This window comes from Lentzea sp. NPDC055074 (genome assembly GCF_053608005.1).
The window spans coordinates 616,333-631,798 of sequence record NZ_JBSGUQ010000002.1; the positions used below are offsets into that span (position 1 = coordinate 616,333).

16 protein-coding genes are annotated in these 15,466 nt (G+C 71.2%); 10 read left to right on the forward strand and 6 right to left on the reverse strand.

All coding sequences use genetic code 11. The annotated features are described in order from the left end of the window. Positions 1 to 17: 17 nt before the first annotated feature. On the reverse strand, positions 18 to 2,168 hold the full coding sequence (locus ACWF7A_RS07020; protein ID WP_452249499.1) for an MMPL family transporter: 2,151 nt from the start codon (positions 2,166 to 2,168) through the stop codon (positions 18 to 20). Between the two features lie 206 nt (positions 2,169 to 2,374). Between ACWF7A_RS07020 and ACWF7A_RS07025 the strand changes: the two genes are divergently transcribed. Both ACWF7A_RS07025 and ACWF7A_RS07030 read left to right on the forward strand, forming a co-directional pair. Continuing rightward, complete coding sequence (locus ACWF7A_RS07025; protein WP_452249500.1) at positions 2,375 to 3,580, forward strand: monooxygenase; 1,206 nt, start codon at positions 2,375 to 2,377, stop codon at positions 3,578 to 3,580. A 19-nt stretch (positions 3,581 to 3,599) separates the two neighbouring features. After that, positions 3,600 to 4,553 (forward strand): Rieske 2Fe-2S domain-containing protein, encoded by a 954-nt coding sequence (locus ACWF7A_RS07030; RefSeq protein ID WP_452249501.1) that lies wholly within the window; start codon positions 3,600 to 3,602, stop codon positions 4,551 to 4,553. A gap of 11 nt (positions 4,554 to 4,564) precedes the next feature. Here ACWF7A_RS07030 and ACWF7A_RS07035 read toward each other — a convergent pair whose 3' ends face one another. After that, positions 4,565 to 5,266: a response regulator gene (locus ACWF7A_RS07035; protein ID WP_452249502.1), complete on the reverse strand. Its 702-nt coding sequence runs from the start codon at positions 5,264 to 5,266 to the stop codon at positions 4,565 to 4,567. 247 nt (positions 5,267 to 5,513) lie between these two features. Between ACWF7A_RS07035 and ACWF7A_RS07040 the strand changes: the two genes are divergently transcribed. After that, the gene (locus ACWF7A_RS07040) at positions 5,514 to 6,554 is read left to right on the forward strand and encodes an NAD-dependent epimerase/dehydratase family protein (protein WP_452249503.1); all 1,041 of its coding nucleotides are present in this window, start codon (positions 5,514 to 5,516) and stop codon (positions 6,552 to 6,554) included. Here the strand turns inward: ACWF7A_RS07040 and ACWF7A_RS07045 are convergent. Then, the gene (locus ACWF7A_RS07045; protein WP_452249504.1) at positions 6,541 to 7,716 is read right to left on the reverse strand and encodes a hypothetical protein; all 1,176 of its coding nucleotides are present in this window, start codon (positions 7,714 to 7,716) and stop codon (positions 6,541 to 6,543) included. The genes ACWF7A_RS07040 and ACWF7A_RS07045 overlap by 14 nt on opposite strands. 121 nt (positions 7,717 to 7,837) lie before the next feature. On the opposite strand from ACWF7A_RS07045, the gene ACWF7A_RS07050 reads away from it, so the two are divergent. Genes ACWF7A_RS07050 through ACWF7A_RS07070 form a run of 5 tightly spaced genes read left to right on the forward strand, consistent with a single transcriptional unit; the run spans position 7,838 to position 11,163 of the window. Continuing rightward, positions 7,838 to 8,476: a glycosyltransferase family 2 protein gene (locus ACWF7A_RS07050; RefSeq protein ID WP_452249505.1), complete on the forward strand. Its 639-nt coding sequence runs from the start codon at positions 7,838 to 7,840 to the stop codon at positions 8,474 to 8,476. Next, complete coding sequence (locus ACWF7A_RS07055; protein WP_452249506.1) at positions 8,473 to 9,108, forward strand: TIGR04282 family arsenosugar biosynthesis glycosyltransferase; 636 nt, start codon at positions 8,473 to 8,475, stop codon at positions 9,106 to 9,108. Before ACWF7A_RS07050 ends, ACWF7A_RS07055 begins: the two co-directional genes overlap by 4 nt. Next, the gene (locus ACWF7A_RS07060) at positions 9,105 to 9,704 is read left to right on the forward strand and encodes a methyltransferase domain-containing protein (protein WP_452249507.1); all 600 of its coding nucleotides are present in this window, start codon (positions 9,105 to 9,107) and stop codon (positions 9,702 to 9,704) included. Before ACWF7A_RS07055 ends, ACWF7A_RS07060 begins: the two co-directional genes overlap by 4 nt. Further along, a complete protein-coding gene (locus ACWF7A_RS07065) occupies positions 9,701 to 10,738 on the forward strand; it encodes a molybdopterin-dependent oxidoreductase (protein ID WP_452249508.1) in 1,038 nt (345 codons plus the stop codon). Before ACWF7A_RS07060 ends, ACWF7A_RS07065 begins: the two co-directional genes overlap by 4 nt. After that, a complete protein-coding gene (locus ACWF7A_RS07070; protein WP_452249509.1) occupies positions 10,735 to 11,163 on the forward strand; it encodes a hypothetical protein in 429 nt (142 codons plus the stop codon). The genes ACWF7A_RS07065 and ACWF7A_RS07070 overlap by 4 nt, the downstream gene beginning before the upstream one ends. Positions 11,164 to 11,297: 134 nt before the next feature. Here the strand turns inward: ACWF7A_RS07070 and ACWF7A_RS07075 are convergent, their stop codons facing one another. From ACWF7A_RS07075 to ACWF7A_RS07085, 3 genes are read right to left on the reverse strand one after another with little or no spacing between them, the layout of a single operon-like run. Then, positions 11,298 to 12,383, reverse strand: coding sequence for an alkene reductase (locus tag ACWF7A_RS07075; RefSeq protein ID WP_452249510.1), 1,086 nt, complete (start codon positions 12,381 to 12,383; stop codon positions 11,298 to 11,300). A 53-nt stretch (positions 12,384 to 12,436) separates the two neighbouring features. Next, positions 12,437 to 13,039, reverse strand: a complete 603-nt coding sequence (locus ACWF7A_RS07080; protein WP_452249511.1) for an NADPH-dependent F420 reductase — start codon at positions 13,037 to 13,039, stop codon at positions 12,437 to 12,439. Between the two features lie 19 nt (positions 13,040 to 13,058). Next, entirely contained in the window at positions 13,059 to 14,066 is a 1,008-nt protein-coding gene (locus ACWF7A_RS07085; RefSeq protein ID WP_452249512.1) for an alcohol dehydrogenase catalytic domain-containing protein, read from the reverse strand. 106 nt (positions 14,067 to 14,172) lie between these two features. Between ACWF7A_RS07085 and ACWF7A_RS07090 the strand changes: the two genes are divergently transcribed. Both ACWF7A_RS07090 and ACWF7A_RS07095 read left to right on the forward strand, forming a co-directional pair. Continuing rightward, positions 14,173 to 14,787, forward strand: coding sequence for a TetR/AcrR family transcriptional regulator (locus ACWF7A_RS07090; RefSeq protein WP_452249513.1), 615 nt, complete (start codon positions 14,173 to 14,175; stop codon positions 14,785 to 14,787). A 131-nt stretch (positions 14,788 to 14,918) separates the two neighbouring features. Further along, a complete protein-coding gene (locus ACWF7A_RS07095) occupies positions 14,919 to 15,413 on the forward strand; it encodes a hypothetical protein (RefSeq protein WP_452249514.1) in 495 nt (164 codons plus the stop codon). Positions 15,414 to 15,466: the final 53 nt, after the last annotated feature.

Sequence of the window (15,466 nt, forward strand, 5' to 3'; positions counted from 1 at the left end):
CCGGATCTCGTGCGTGCTCACCGTTGCAGCGCGGGCTCCTCGTCGTCGACGTGCGGCCGTCGACCGTCCGGCACCTCGTCCACCGGCCGGGACAGCCGGCTCGGCCACCACATCCGCTGGCCGATCAGCAGGGTGAGGGCGGGCACCAGGACAGACCGCACCAGCAGGGCGTCGAGCAGCACGCCGAAGGCGACCAGGAACCCGACCTCGATCAGCATCACCAGCGGAAGCGAGACGAGGACGGCGAACGTGGCCGCCAGGACCAGGCCTGCCGAGGTGATGACGCCACCGGTGGCGGAGAGGGCCTTGAGCATGCCCTCCCTGGTGCCCAGGCGCACGGTCTCCTCCCGGGCCCGGCTGGCCAGGAAGATGTTGTAGTCGACGCCGAGCGCCACCAGGAACAGGAACGCCAGCAGCGGCACCGAGTAGTCGACGCCCTGGAACCCGAGGATCGTGTCGAAGACGAACACGCTGCCGCCGAAGGCCGCCGCGAACGAGACGACCACGGTGGCCATCAGGACCAGCGGCGCCACGATCGCCCGGAGCAGCAGCGCGAGGACGATCAGGACGACGGCGAGCACCAGCGGGATCACCAGCTTCTCGTCCTTGGCGGCGGTCACCTCGGTGTCGAGGTTCTCCGCGCTCGGCCCGCCGACCATCGCCTCGGCCCCGCTCACCGCGTGCACGGCGGTGCGCACCCGCTTGATCGTGTCGTACTCCGCGGCGGTGTCCGGCGCGTCCGTCGGGAACACGGAGATGTCGGCCCAGCCACCGCTTGTCCTCCCCGGGACGGCCACCGCCACACCGGGAGTGCTCTCGACGACCTCGAGCACCCGCTCCTGGTGCGCGGGCCGCGTGAAGACCGTCATCGGCTGGCCGCCGAGCTCCGGGAAGTGCTGGCGCAGAACGGTGAAGCCGGTGACCGATTCCGGCGCGGACACGAACTGGTCCTGCTCCCGCAGGGCACCGGTGTTGCCGGTCAGCCCGAGGGCGAACACGCCCAGGACGCCGAGCGAGCCGAGCGTCGCCACCCACCGGCGGCGGTCGAGGGCGGCGCCGAGCCGCACCCACAGCCCCGGCTTCTCCACCACGGCCGTGCTGAACCGCGGGATGGCCGGCCAGAAGATCCGCCTGCCGAGGACCACCAGCAGCGCCGGGAACAACGTCAGCATGGCCACCAGCGCGCACAGGATGCCGGCCGCGCCGATCGGGCCCAGCCCGCTGGTGCTGTTGAGGTCCGCGACGAGCAGGCAGAGCAGGCCGGCGATCACGGTGGCCGCGGACGCGACGATGGCCGGCGCCGCACCGCGCAGCGCGTGGATCATCGCGACCCGGACGTTCTCGTGGTGGTGCAACGCTTCCCGGTATCGGGCGATGAGCAGCAGCGCGTAGTCCGTGCCGACACCGAACACCAGGATCGTCAACAGCGCCGAGTTCTGGTCGTTGACCACGATGCCGAAGCCCTTGACGAGCAGGTAGACGGTCGCCATCGACGTCAGGGCGGCCGCGCCCACGGCCACGAGCGGGATGAGCCACAACACCGGGCTGCGGTAGGTGATGATGAGCAGGAGCGTGACGACGACGATGGTGGTGAGCAGGACCTGGAGGTCGATGCCGTCGAAGACGGCGTCCATGTCGCCGTCGATCGCGGCCGGGCCGGTCACGTCGAGCTCCAGACCGGCGGGGCGGTCCTTCGCGGCGTCACGCAACGGACCGACGACGGCCTCCGGCCCGCCGTAGGTCGCGCTCACGTCAAGAGTGAACATCATCGCCTTGCCGTTGCTGGAAGGTCTCGTCCGCGGACCCTCGTCGTCCTCCCCGGCCGGGGTCACCACCTTGGGCGGGTACTGCTGGGCGAGAGCGTTGTAATGGCGCTCGACCGTCGCGCGGTCGGCGTCGGTCATGCCGCTGTCGCGGTGGTACACGAAGACGAACGTGTTGTCCTCCCCGCCGGGGAGACCGTCCTCCAGCACCGCGACCTTGGTGGACTCGGCGCTGGCCGGCAGGGTGTCCGCGGCCTTGTCGGTGGTGACCGAACTCAGCTTTCCGCTCAACGGCCCCATGACCACCGTCAGCACCAACCACAAGCCGATCACCAGCCACGGCACCCACCGGCCGGAAGACCGACCGGCGGGCGTACTCCCGGACGGCGCTGCGCTGACTGCCATTCCCTGGCCTCCTACACACGTGTTGCATCGCTTGTATGACGCCGACTTCCTACTGAGCGAATCTGAGACGACCGTTAAAACGGTGCTCAGATCCGCTCGGGTGCCGAACGGCACCGCGCCGAGTAGTACCGGCGTACCGCCTCCCTCCCGAAGATCACGACCGCGGTACGACGAAACGGGACGGAATCGGTCCTAGCGTTGGGGCCATGAGGAAACCTGATGGTCCACTGTGGAGGTTCGGAGCGGCCACCGTGGCGCTGGCGACGACGTTCGCGGTCGTCGCCTGTGGGTCGAACGCCGGCAACGGTGCGGCGCCCACCTCCGCCGGCCCGCACAACGCGCACACGGGCAAGTCGCCGGCCGCACCGTTGCCGCTGCGCGCGGGCGAGCGGTTCGTCGACCTGAAGATGGCCGAGGCCTACACGCCCGCACCGCCGGAGGGCGGCACGGACGAGTACCGGTGCCAGATGATCGATCCGGCCCTGACCACGACGGCGTTCCTGACCGGAACCCAGTTCACGCCGGAGAACGTCGCCGTCGCGCACCACGCCATCGTGTACGCGGTGCCGCCGGGCGGCGCTGCCGCGGTGCGCGAGCAGGACGCGAAGACCCCCGGCCTCGGCTGGCAGTGCTTCGGCGGGACCGGCGTGGCCGGCGCCGAGGTGGAAGAGGGGGACGCGGCGTGGGTGGACACCTGGGCGCCGGGGGCCACGGAGACGCTGCTCGACCAGGACGCCGGCCACAAGCTGGAGCCGGGCAGCCTGCTCGTCCTCCAGATCCACTACAACCTGCTCGCGACCGACGGCAAGCCGGCCGGGTCGGACCGCTCGGCGGTGCGGCTGCGGCTGACGGACGGCACACCGCAGACCCGGGAACTCGAGACGTGGTCGCTCGACGCGCCGACCGACCTGCCCTGCGCCGCCGGCGAGTCAGGCCCGCTCTGCGACCGGGCGGCCTCGATCACGGACGTGACGAAGCGGTTCGGGCCGGAGGTCGGCGAGATGGCGGACCGTCAGGTGGAGGAGTGCAACCAGGGCGGCGCGCCGAAGCCCGGTGACACCCAGACCTGCGACCACGAGGTGGAGGCACCGATGACGCTGTTCGCCGGTTTCGGCCACATGCACATGCTCGGGCGGGCCATCAAGGTCGAGCTCAACCCCGGCACGCCTGACTCGAAGGTCGTGCTGGACGTGCCGCAGTTCGACTTCGACGACCAGCGGCTGGTGAAGCTGCCGGCGCCGGTCGAGATCGGTCCGGGTGACACGCTGCGGGTGACGTGCACGCACGACGCGGGGCTGCGCAAACGGCTGCCGCAGCTGAGCAAGTTGCCGCCGCGCTACGTGGTGTGGGGCGACGGCACCAGCGACGAGATGTGCACGGGCATCATGACGGTCTCTCCCCGCAAGTCCTGACGGGAGGGTCGGCCGCGACATGACCTGGTTGCGCTGGGACTCCCCGAGGCGGTCGCCGGTGTGGACACTGCTGCCGCTGCGCGCTTTTCTCGGTGGCACCTTCTCCTACGCCGGTCTCTCCAAGCTCCTCGACACGCACTACCTGGACGACACCTCCCCACTCGGTGTCCACGCGCAGATGGTGAACGCCGCCGCGACCTCCCCGATCGGATCGCTGGTCTCACTGGCCGCCGACCACGCGACCGTCGCCGGACTGGCGATCGCGTTCGGGGAGATCGCGGTCGGGCTCGCCACCCTGCTCGGGCTGTTCACCCGGCTCGCCGCCCTCGGTGGCGTCCTCCTCTCGCTCGGTTTCTTCCTGACGGTGAGCTGGACGACACGGCCGTACTACCTCGGGGCCGACATCGTGTTCGCCGTCGCCTGGACCCCGTTGCTGGTCGCGGGCGACGCCGGGGTGTTGTCGCTGAGCGCCCGGCTGCGGGCGAAGGTGCGGCACAGACTCGGCCTGCCGGCCCACCCCACACCGGAGGAAGGCGGGACGACTCAGAACGACGTCGAGCGGCGAACCGTGCTGCGGGGCGGTCTGATCGCGGCGACGGCGACCGCTGCCGGAGTCACCGCGGGCAGCGCGCTGGCGCTCACCCGGCGCCCTGCCGGCCCACCCGCGGACTCGGTGAGCCACGGACCGGTGATCGCCGCCGTCGACGACATCGCCGTCGGCTCGTCGACGAGCTTCACGACGCCGAACGGGACGCCCGCCCATCTCCTGCGCCCGGCGCCGGACACCTTCCTGGCGTTCAACGCCACGTGCAGCCATCAGGGCTGCCCGGTCTCCTACGTCGGCCCCGGTTTCCGGTGCCCCTGCCACGGCGCCACCTACGACGAGACCGGACAGGTGACAGGAGGGCCGGCACGCGCACCGCTGATCAAGATCCCGATCAGGGTCGTGGAGGGTCAGGTCGTGCTCGCCTGATCCTCAGCGCTTCATCTCGCGCTCCCGTAGGACGCGCGAGATGAAGCGCTGACCGGCCGGGTGAGTCTCATGTCGTAGGCGAGGATGACGGCCTGGATCCGGTCCCGTGCGCCGATCTTGGCGAGGACCCGCCCGACGTGGGTCTTCACCGTCGACTCCGACAGCGTGAACCGTTGCGCGATCTCGCCGTTGGTCAGGCCGTGGCCGACGGCGACGAGGATCTCGCGCTCGCGAACGGTCAGGGAGCCCAGCCGGGGATCCTCCCGCACGGGCCCGCAGAGGTCGTCGTCGAGCCGGTCGGCGACCGTGTCGAGCAGCCGCCGGGTCAGCGCCGGCGCGATCACCGCGTCCCCGGCGGCGACGGCCCGGATGCCGGCGAGCAGCTCCTCAGGACGGGTGTCCTCGAACAGGAAACCGCTCGCCCCGGCCCGCAGCACGGCGAACGCGTACCGGTCCAGGTCGAACGTCGTCAGCACGAGGATCCGCGAACGTCCACCGGCGGCGACGATGCGCCGGGTGGCCTCGATCCCGTCGACGCCCGGCATGCGGATGTCCATCAGCACCACGTCGGGATTCAGGCTGGCGGCCCGCCGAACGGCCTCGGCGCCGTTCTCCGCCTCACCGACGATCTCGGTGTCCGGGGTGCTCTCCAGGAGCACGCGAAACCCGAAGCGCTGCAGCGGCTGGGCGTCCACCACCAGCACAGAGATCATGAAAGGCTGCCTTTCAGGGTCGCGTGGACGGTCCAGCCGCCCTCCGGCGCTGCCCACTTCCTATCGAGCGGACCTGAGACCACCGTTAGAACGGCGCTCGGGCCAGGTGTCCGCCGGCGCGGGGTCGTCTCGGGCAGGACCGCACGAGAAGGGGCGGCTGATCACTGCTTCCCCCGAGGTCTTACGGACTTCTGACGGCTCGCCTTCCTGCTGCGCCACCTGTCGCGTGCGGCCCTACGGTCGGACCATGCGAGTACTGATCACTGGCGGGGCCGGGTTCATCGGGTCGCACGTCGCGGACGAGCTGACCTCCCAAGGCCACGAATGCGTGGTGCTCGACGCGTTGCTGCCCGAGGCGCACGGCGTTGTTCCTTCGCTGGACCACGAACTTGTCATCGGCGACGTGACCGACGCCGACGTGCTGCGACCGCTGCTGTCCTCTGTGGACGCTGTGTGTCACCAGGCGGCGATGGTCGGGCACGGCGTCGATCCGTTCGACGCCCCTTCCTACGCGCGCCACAACGATCTCGGCACGGCGGTGCTGCTGGCCGAGATGCACCGGGCCGGGGTGTCGCGGCTGGTGCTCGCGTCGTCGATGGTCGTGTACGGCGAGGGGCGCTACCGATGTCTCTCACACGGGATCGTGCGGGCCGAGCGGACCGCCGCCGACGTCGAACGCGGTCTGTACGAGCCGCGGTGCTTCTGCGGTGACTTCGTGGCGTCCGAGCTCGTGCCCGAGGATGCGCCCCTGGAGCCGCGCAGCACCTACGCGGCAACGAAACTCGCGCAGGAGCACCTCGCGGTGGCGTGGGCGCGGCAGACCGGCGGAAGCGTGTGGGCGTTGCGGTACCACAACGTCTACGGCCCGCGGATGCCGCGCGACACCCCGTACGCGGGAGTGGCGTCGATCTTCCGATCCGCGCTGCAGAACGGCGTGGCGCCCCGCGTGATGGAGGACGGCCGGCAGCGCCGCGACTTCGTGCACGTCACGGACGTGGCGCGGGCCAACGTGCTGGCGCTCGCCTCTCCGAGGCCCGGCTTCGAGGCGGTGAACGTCTGCTCCGGCACGCCGCACACGATCGGCGACCTCGCCTCCGCTCTGGCCGGCGCGTGTGACGGGCCGGCCCCGGAGATCGTGGGTGGCGCACGGCCGGGCGACGTCCGTCACGTCGTGGCCTCACCCGCGAAAGCCTTGGAGGTGCTCGGTTTCGAGGCCCGCGTCGGCTTCGACGACGGCATCCGCGAGTTCGCCTCCGCCTCGCAGCGGGAGCCGGTCACCAGTTCGTGAGCACCAGGTGGTTCACCGCCAGGGCTGTGACCGCCTGGGCGGTGAGCCACCTCCGCCGGTGGTCGAGCCCGGCGGCGCCCACGAGGAGCCACACCGCGAAGGGCAGCCAGATCCGTTCGGTCTCGGCCTTGCTCAGGCCCGACAGGTCGGCCGCCAGCACCGCGATGCCCGCCGCGACCACCCACTTGTTCCAGCGCAGGCCCTTGATGCCCGCCGGTCCGATGACGAGCGCGAGCGCGGCGAGGTTCGCCCAGGCCCAGTACCAGTACGGCCTGACGTCGCCGATGCCCTGGTAGTAGCGGAGCTTGACGAGCTCGTAGCCGTCGAGCCACCAGAACCCGCTGAGCGCGAACGCCGCCACGACCGCGAGCACGCCCGCGAGCGCCCAGCCGATCCTGCCGATCCTGCTGCCGACGGCGACGACCGCGAGCGGTGCGAGCAGCACCAGGCCGTAGGACAGGAAGAGGCACCAGCCGAGCACGATCCCGCCCAGCAACGGCCTGCGGGTGAGCAGGTAGAGGCCGACCGCCGCGACGCCCATGAACATGCCGTCCGCGGACGCCCCGACCCACACCGCGCCGGGGAACAGGACCAGGTACGGCAGCACGGCGTTGTCACCGATGGCCCGGGGAATCGCGATCACCGCGAGCGACCCGACGAGGACGCAGAAGATCGACGCCGCCGCTCCCCCGCCGAGCCCGATGCGGTCCAGCGCGACGAACGTGAGCAGCGCGCCCGGCGGATGACCGGAGACGTGCGTGGTCCACGAGTCGGGCTGGAAGTCCGGGATGCGCGCGGCGAACCCCCGCAGCATCGCCGGGACGTCGGCGACCCCCGGGACCTCGTGCAGGTACTCGTCGTCTGTCGTCAGCCTGGTGACGAAGCGGTTCCAGCCGTCGACCATCGCGAGCGAGAACGTGAACGCCACCGACGCCGCGTACGCGATCGGCAGGGCGAACCTGTGCTCCACGAGCTCGGGCCCCTTGGCGACGACGAGGAACGCGATCAGGACCGCCGCGGGTGTACCAGGCCCCACATGGGGCGCCCAATCGCCGAAGAGCGGTGCCGCTGCGGCGAACAGGACACCGGGATCATCGCCGTTGACGACGATTCCGACGATGACGGCGGCAGTGACGAGAAGACCTGCGATGACCAGACGCACCGCGCCCAACCTAGGGGGTCCGCCGGGCGTCCACTGGCCTCGCAAGACAACCGTAAGAACTCTTTCGTGCGTCACAATTCCGTAAGCACCACAAGCCTTTTCGATGGTCCAGGGTGGACGCATGGATGTCGTCTTGCCCTGCCTGGACGAGGCCGCCGCACTGCCCGCGGTCCTCGCCTCCCTGCCTCCCGGACACCGCGCGATCGTCGTGGACAACGGGTCTTCCGACGGCTCGCCCGAGGTGGCCGCCTCCTGTGGCGCCCTGGTCGTGCACGAGTCCCGGCGCGGCTACGGCGCCGCCGTGCACACAGGTCTGCTCGCGGCCACGTCCGATCTCGTGGCGTTCGCCGACGCGGACGGCTCGCTGGACCTCGCCGAACTGCCCTCGATGGCCGCGTTGCTGGCCGGTGCCGACCTCGTGGTGGGGCGGCGACGGCCTGTCAGCGCGGGTGTCTGGCCCTGGCACGCACGGGCGGGCAACGCCGTGATCTCGTCCCTGCTGCGGCGCAGGGGTCTGGCCGTCCACGACATCGCACCGCTGCGGGTGTGCCGCCGCGAGGCGTTGCTGGCGCTGGACGTGCGGGACCGCGCGTTCGGTTACCCGCTCGAACTGCTGCTGCGGGCCGCGGAAGCGGGCTGGCGGGTGCACGAGGTCGACGTGGCTTATCGGCCACGTGCGGCCGGTACGCGGTCGAAGGTCTCCGGTTCGGTGCGCGGCACGCTGCGGGCGGCGCGGGACATGGCGGGGGTGCTGCGGTGAGGTTCTGCCTGCTGATCATGGCCAAGTCGCCGGTACCCGGCCAGGTGAAGACGCGCCTGTGCCCGCCGTTGAGCCCGGAGGAGGCCGCGGACGTCGCGGCCGCGTCGTTGCTCGACACCCTGGAGGCCGCTCTGGCGACGCCCGGCGCCGTCCCCGTCGTCGCGCTCGCCGGGGTCGTGCGCCGGGAGGACGTCCGCGACGCGCTGGCCGAGTGCGTGGTGGTGCCCCAGCGCGGTGACTCGTTCGGTGACCGGCTGGCGAACGCGCATGCCGACATCGCGCGGTTCCGGATGCCGGTGCTGCAGATCGGGATGGACACGCCCCAGGTGACTCCGGCGTTGCTGGAGTCGTGCGCGGAGTTCGAGGAGGCTGCGCTCGGGTTCGCCGTCGACGGCGGCTGGTGGGCGCTCGGCCTGCGCGACCCGCTGCGGGCGGACGTGCTGCGGGACGTGCCGATGTCACGCGCGGACACGGGTGCGCTGACGTTGCGAGCGCTGCACGGGCTCGAGGTGCGCAGCCTGCCGGTTCTGTCCGATGTGGACACCATTGCCGACGCACACGCCGTGGCGGCCCGAACGCCCCGGAGTCGTTTCGCCGTCACCTTGGAGAACGTCGCGGCGGTGGCACGATGATGTTCGACCAGGCCCTGCAAGGCCGTCCCAGCTGGCTCGACCTCGTCGGCACCACACCGCGCGAGCTCAGCGTCGCCCGCTGGCACGCCGACGCCGACGGCGGCGACTCCGTGCTCCTCGACGCCTGCACCGGCCCCACCCTCGACGTCGGCTGCGGTCCGGGCCGCCTCGTCGCCGCGCTCCTGGACCGCGGGGTCCGGGCGCTCGGCGTCGACGTGTCACCGGAGGCGGTCCGGCGCACCACCGAGCGCGGCGGCATCGCGATCCGCCGCGACGTGTTCGACCTGCTGCCCGGCGAGGGCCGCTGGCAGCACGTCCTGCTCGCCGACGGCAACATCGGGATCGGCGGCGACCCGGTGGCGTTGCTGCGCCGGGTCCGGCAGCTGCTCGGTCCCAGCGGAACCGTCGTCGTCGAGGTCGAGCCGCCGGGCTGCGGACTGACCGTCGGTCAGGCGCGGCTGCGGACCGACGGCTACGAGAGCCAGTGGTTCCCGTGGGCGTGGAGCGACGCCGAGTCCCTCGTCGCCGACGGGTTCTTCCTGATGTGGCAGCGCGAACGCGCCGGCCGCTGGTTCGCGTGTTGGGAGAAGCTGTGAGGTTCCGCGCTCCCGCGCACCACGTCGGGGTGACCAGCCGCGTCGGCACGTGGCTCGGCATCACCTTCGGGCTGTGCTTCGTCACCGGCCTGCTCAGCCACGGCGTGCAGCACGACTGGCCGTGGCCGACCCGCCCGGTGGACCTCTACCGCGTCACCCAGGGCGTGCACGTGATCTCCGGTGTCGCGTCGATCCCGTTGCTGCTGGCCAAGTTGTGGACCGTCTACCCGAAGCTGTTCGAACGGCCGCTGGTGAAGTCCGTCCCGCACGCCCTGGAGCGCGGCTCCATCTTCGTGCTGGTCGCCGCCTCGTTCTTCGAACTCGTCACCGGGCTGTTCAACGCGGCGCAGAACTACCCGTGGTCGTTCTACTTCCCCACCGCCCACTACGCGGTGGCGTGGATCGTGGCCGGCGCCCTGCTCGTGCACATCGCGGTGAAGATCCCGCTGGTCCGCCGTTCCCTCGAACCGGCTTCGACCGAGAAGACCATGTTGTCCCGCAGGGCTTTCCTGCGCACGACCGCGCTCACGACCGGTGTCGCCGTCGTCGCGACAGCGGGTGTCACGGTGCCGTGGCTGCGCAAGGTCTCCGTGCTGGCGTGGCGATCCGACGGTGACCTGCCGGTCAACCGGACCGCCGAGGCCGCGAAAGTCGTGGTGCCGCAGGACTGGCGTCTCCAGGTGGGTACGAGGAGCTACTCGCTGGCCGAGCTGCGGGCCATGCCGCAGACGACCGTCGAACTGCCGATCGCGTGCGTCGAAGGATGGAGTCAGAACGCCTCCTGGACCGGCGTGCGCGTGTCCGAACTGGTCGGGCGAGGGGACGTGCGAGTCGAGTCCCTCGAGAAGGACGGCCTGTACCGGGCGACCACGCTGCCCGACGCGTTCGCGCGGGACCCGCTGACGTTGCTGGCACTGAGGCTGAACGGCGAGGAACTGAGCCCGGACCACGGCTTCCCGTGCCGGCTGATCGCGCCGAACCGGCCCGGGGTGCTGCAGACCAAGTGGGTCACCTCGCTGGAGGTGCGACGATGAACGGCGACACGGGAAGCGCACGCGGGACCGTCGTGGCGAGGTACGCGCTGGGCGCCGCCGGTGTCGCCCTCGGCGCCTGGGGCGCCTGGCTGCTCCTCCCCCAGATCACGATCGAGCTCCTGGCGTGGCTGGCCGGAGGTGTCGTCCTGCACGACTTCCTGATCGCCCCGCTGGTGGGCGTCTCCGGTCTCGTCGTCCGGCGACCCTCCATCGGCGTCGGCCTGGCCGTCTCCGGTGTGGTCGGCCTGGTCGCGGTCCCGCTGCTCTGGCGCGAGCACAGCGGCCCGGTCAACCCGGGACTGCACGACCGCGACTACCCCGCCGGAGTGCTGGTCGTGCTCGGCGTGATCTGGGCTTCCGTCGCTCTGTACGAGGTGGCGGTGCACCTTCGGAAGCGTCGGGGGTCCGCGAGGGGTTCCGTTTGACCGGCCGGAACGACGGCGCAACGCAGGGACGGCCGAAGCATTGCTTTTGGTCAACACTGAAGCAATGGAGATGACTGCTGCCCTGAGACCGTCCACTGTGGCCGAACGCGGACCCGACACCGCGCAAGCCGTGCTCAGCCGACCGTGAAAGCGGGATAGTCGGTGTACCCCTTGGTGTGACCGGTGTAGTGGGTGTCCCGGTCGTCGTCGGCCAGCGGGTGACCCTGCGCGAAGCGCTCGACCAGGTCGGGATTGGCGATGAAAGGGGCGCCGAACGAGACCGCGTCGGCAACGCCGTGGTCGAGGACCTCGTTGCCGAGGGACTGGGTGAAGCCGAGGTTGGCGACGACGTTGCCCCGGTAGTGAGCGCGGTAGCGGGAGAAGACGGCGATGCGCTCCTCGAGCGTGCCGGGGGCACCCACGAGGTGCACGTAGGCGAGGTTGCCGTCGTTGAGCTTCTCGAGCAGCTGGTCGTAGTCGGTGAGCGTCTCCTCGTCCGCGGTGAACGCGGTTCCACTGGTCCAGCCCGGGGACATCTTCACGCCGATGCGGTCACTCCCCCAGACGTCGCCGACGGCGTCGAGGACGTCGAGGAGGAACCGGGCCCGCTTCTCGCTGCTGCCCCCGTAGGCGTCGGTGCGGTGGTTGAGGCGGGGGTTGAGGAACTGCGGGATCAGGTGGGACACCTGGGCGTGGAGTTCCACGCCGTCGAAGCCGGCACTGCGGGCGTTCTCGGCCGCCTGGCGGTAGTCGGCGATGGTGCCGGCGATCTCGGCCGCGGTGTAGGCGCGCGGGGTGAGGGTGTCCTTCGGGCCGGAGGCGGTGTAGGACTTCTCGCCGGGGTTGACGGCGGAGGGGCCTGCGGGCAGGCGGCCGCCGAGGTGGTCGGGGTGGGAGACCGATCCGGCGTGCCCGAGCTGGGAGACGATCCGGCCGCCCGCCTCGTGGACGGCGTCGGTGACCTTCGCCCAGCCGGCGGTCTGCTTGTCGGTGAAGATGCCGGGAACGTGGGTGAAGCCGATCGCGTCGGGGCTGACCCAGGTTCCCTCGGTGACGATCAGCCCGGCGGTGGCGCGCTGGGCGTAGTAGGTCGCGTGCAGGTCGGTGGGCGCCAGTTCGGCGTTGTCGGCGCGAGCGCGGGTCATGGGGGCCATGACGACGCGGTTGGGGAGCTCCAGGGCGCCGAGACGGGTGGGCTGCAGCAGAGGCTGGGTGGTCATGAACAACTTTCCTTGTGACGAGGGACGGGTGAAGCGACGGGCAAGGGCCCGTCTCAGTCCTGTTTGAGGGCGTGGAGAGCGGAGAGCGGACCGCCGAGTTGCATGAGGCGTCCGCCTTCGCGCAAAGAGCCGAGATCGACCGGGGCGAACCCGAAAGCGGCGGCGAGGTCCTCGACGGTCGACTTGGCGTCGGCGTCGTCACCGGCGAGGAACAGCACCTGACGTCCGGCCTCGTGGCGCGGGTCGGCGGCGATGTACTGGCCGTGAAGGGTGTTGAACGCCTTGACGACGCGGGCTCCGGGCAGCAGGGAGGCGACGTGTTCGCTGCCGGTCAGCTCGCCCAGGTCGGCGATCTTCGCGTGCGGGGGCGGGGAGGCGAACTGGTTCGTGGCATCGATGACGACGCGTCCGCCGAAGTGCGGCAGGCCGGCGGTCGCCTCCGGGATCTGGGGCCAGCCGACCGCGAGGAGCACGAGCTCCGCCGTGGCGGCCTCCTGCGGGGCGCCTGCCTGGACGAGCGGTCCGAGTCCTTCCGCGAGCCCGGCCAGGGAGGCCGGTCCGCGGCTGTTGCTCAGCACGACCTGGTGGCCGTGGGCCACCGCGTGACGGGCGATGGCCTGGGCGACGGTTCCGGCGCCGAGGGTTCCGATCTTCATGACAGTGCCCTTCGAGGTTTCAGGACGCGGGGCTGGTGAGCAGGACGGTTCCGCTCTTGCCAGGGCGGCGGACGTGGTCGACGGCCTGCGAGAAGTCGGCGAGGTCGTAGCCGGCCGCGACCTCGAGGAGTTCCGGGGCCGAGACGGCCAGACGGGTCGCGAAGGCGACGTCCTCGGCCCGTTCCTCAGGGGTGCGGGCCGTCCACTGGTTGATGGACACGCCCCGCACGGTCAGGGCCCGCGGTGTCAGCGCGAGCGACTCCAGTGGCGTGCTTCCGGAACCGAGCTGTCCGTAGGTGATCAGGGTGCCGCCGTCGCCGAGCAGCCCGGCCAGCTCACCGGTCAGGGATCCGCCCACCGCGTCCAGCACGACCTGGGCGCCCCGCCCGCCGGTCGCGTCCCGGACCTGGGCGTGCCAGTCCGCGTCGGCCGTCGAGATGGCCGGCAGTCCGGGAAAGCTCTTCCGCAGGGTCTGTGCCCCCGCGGCGCTGCGCACCAGGTTGACCAGCGGGATGTCGTGCTCGACCGCCGCGGCGCTGAGCAGTCTTCCCACCGACGAACCGGCAGCCGTCTGCACCACCGGACCTGGACGGCCGCACTGGGCGTCCTCGACCGCCCGCAGCAAGGTGAGCAGGGTGATCGGGTTGACCAGCATCAGGGCGGCGGTCCCGTCGCTGAGACCGTCGGGGACCGGCACCACCAGATCGCTCGGTGCCGTGAGGAGTTCGCTCCACGCGCCGGGCACGGGGAAGAACGCGACCCGCTGGCCTGGCCGCAGATCCCGCACTCCCTCGCCGACGGTCTCGACGACGCCCATTCCCTCCAGGCCGGGAACCCGCGGCGCGGCGAACCGCCCTGGTGACGCTCCCGGAAAGCCCTGGACTCCCGCCAGGTCACCGTGATGGACGGGCCGGGACAGCACGCGCACCCGCACCTGGCCGGCCGCGGGCGCGGCAGGGGGCGGCAGCTCGCTCAGGCCCAGCACCTGCCCGGCTTCTCCGTGCCTGTCGTAGGCGATGGCTCGCACGACGCTCCCGTCCGTCAGTTATTAATGATGGTCGTCATCTATCTGGTTGTTATGATGAGAGGCGTCATCGAAAAGGTCAAGCCGAGGGCGACGGGAGAGGACGGCGATGCCGCGGATCACCAAGGAGGACAAGGCCCGCAACAGGCAGAACATCCTCGACGCGGCGGGCCGCATGTTCCGCGCGCAGGGCGTCGACGCGGTCGGCATCGCCGAGCTGATGAAGGAGGCCGGACTCACCCACGGCGGCTTCTACAACCACTTCGCGTCGAAGAACGACCTGGTCGTGGAGGTGTGCGGGGCCTCCTTCGCCGCATCGCTCGGGAGCATGGCCCGGATGATCGAGGCGGGTTCGGACCAGGACCGCTCTCCGATGGACCGGGTCGTGGACGAATACCTGTCCACCGCACACCGCGACGCCCCGGACGGCGGCTGCCCCTCCGCGTCGCTGGTCACCGACGCCGGGCGGCAGAGCGAAGCCGTGCAGAGCGCGTACGCCGTAGGGGTCGAGGGCTACCTCCACGGCTTCGCCGCCGAGTTCCTGCGCGAAGCCGAGGAGAAGGGCCACCAGCTCGACCCCGGCGAGGCACGCCGCAAGGCCGTGCGCCTGCTCAGCGAGATGGTCGGCGCGCTGATGCTCGCCAGGGCCGTGCGCCGCGTCGAGCCGGAACTCTCCGACGAGATCCTGCAGATCGGCCGCGACCACGCCGTCACCGAGAACTGACGAGGTACATCCAGTACGAGCCGTCCGCCACAACGGCCGGGAGGCCGTTCACCCTCCGGCACCTCGCTGCGCGCCCTCGTGGCGGTTCATACTGGACGCTCCGGGCTGGCTCATCGAGGCTGGTGGATCACATGCGGATTCCGGGGCGTCGCCCGCGGCGGGGCGCGGACGTGGCGGCCGCGACGGATTCCGCCGCCGCGCGCCTGGTCGCGCTGCGGTCGCTGCTGGAGGTCGCCACCCGCGCGGTCGCACTCCAGCCCACCGCCGAGCAGATCATCGGCGCCTGCGCGCAGCCCGGCGACACCCCGGCGCAGGTGGCCCGCCAGGGCGGCCGGGTCGCGTCCGACTACTACCGGCTGCACGGGTGGGCGATGGACCTCATCGGCGACGCCGACCGCGCGTCGCTGGAGTTCCGGGTGACCCAGCTGCTGCACTACCACGCCGGGATGATCGACACGTGCCTCAAGCTCGCCTTCCCGAAGTTCCGCAGCCCCAGGCTCGAACAGCGGCGGCTGGCGTTGCGCGGACTCGGCGAGCCGGCGCGCACCCTGCGGGACGCGCGGGCGGCGCTCGGCCTGTGGATCTCCGACCTCGAACGGACCGACGGCGTCGTGCCGCCGGCTTGAGGCGCCGGAAACCGCCGCCATCACACCTGACTTGTCATCCGAGTAGTTCTACC

Bases quoted from the DNA above. Each gene is read 5' to 3' on its own strand.
- ACWF7A_RS07070 (WP_452249509.1), top strand. From the start codon at position 10,735: ATGAACGGCGACACGGGAAGCGCACGCGGGACCGTCGTGGCGAGGTAC.
- ACWF7A_RS07025 (WP_452249500.1), top strand. From the start codon at position 2,375: ATGAGGAAACCTGATGGTCCACTGTGGAGGTTCGGAGCGGCCACCGTG.
- ACWF7A_RS07030 (WP_452249501.1), top strand. From the start codon at position 3,600: ATGACCTGGTTGCGCTGGGACTCCCCGAGGCGGTCGCCGGTGTGGACA.
- ACWF7A_RS07095 (WP_452249514.1), top strand. From the start codon at position 14,919: ATGCGGATTCCGGGGCGTCGCCCGCGGCGGGGCGCGGACGTGGCGGCC.
- ACWF7A_RS07050 (WP_452249505.1), top strand. From the start codon at position 7,838: ATGGATGTCGTCTTGCCCTGCCTGGACGAGGCCGCCGCACTGCCCGCG.
- ACWF7A_RS07035 (WP_452249502.1), bottom strand. From the start codon at position 5,266: ATGATCTCTGTGCTGGTGGTGGACGCCCAGCCGCTGCAGCGCTTCGGG.
- ACWF7A_RS07080 (WP_452249511.1), bottom strand. From the start codon at position 13,039: ATGAAGATCGGAACCCTCGGCGCCGGAACCGTCGCCCAGGCCATCGCC.
- ACWF7A_RS07040 (WP_452249503.1), top strand. From the start codon at position 5,514: ATGCGAGTACTGATCACTGGCGGGGCCGGGTTCATCGGGTCGCACGTC.
- ACWF7A_RS07090 (WP_452249513.1), top strand. From the start codon at position 14,173: ATGCCGCGGATCACCAAGGAGGACAAGGCCCGCAACAGGCAGAACATC.
- ACWF7A_RS07060 (WP_452249507.1), top strand. From the start codon at position 9,105: ATGATGTTCGACCAGGCCCTGCAAGGCCGTCCCAGCTGGCTCGACCTC.
- ACWF7A_RS07075 (WP_452249510.1), bottom strand. From the start codon at position 12,383: ATGACCACCCAGCCTCTGCTGCAGCCCACCCGTCTCGGCGCCCTGGAG.
- ACWF7A_RS07020 (WP_452249499.1), bottom strand. From the start codon at position 2,168: ATGGCAGTCAGCGCAGCGCCGTCCGGGAGTACGCCCGCCGGTCGGTCT.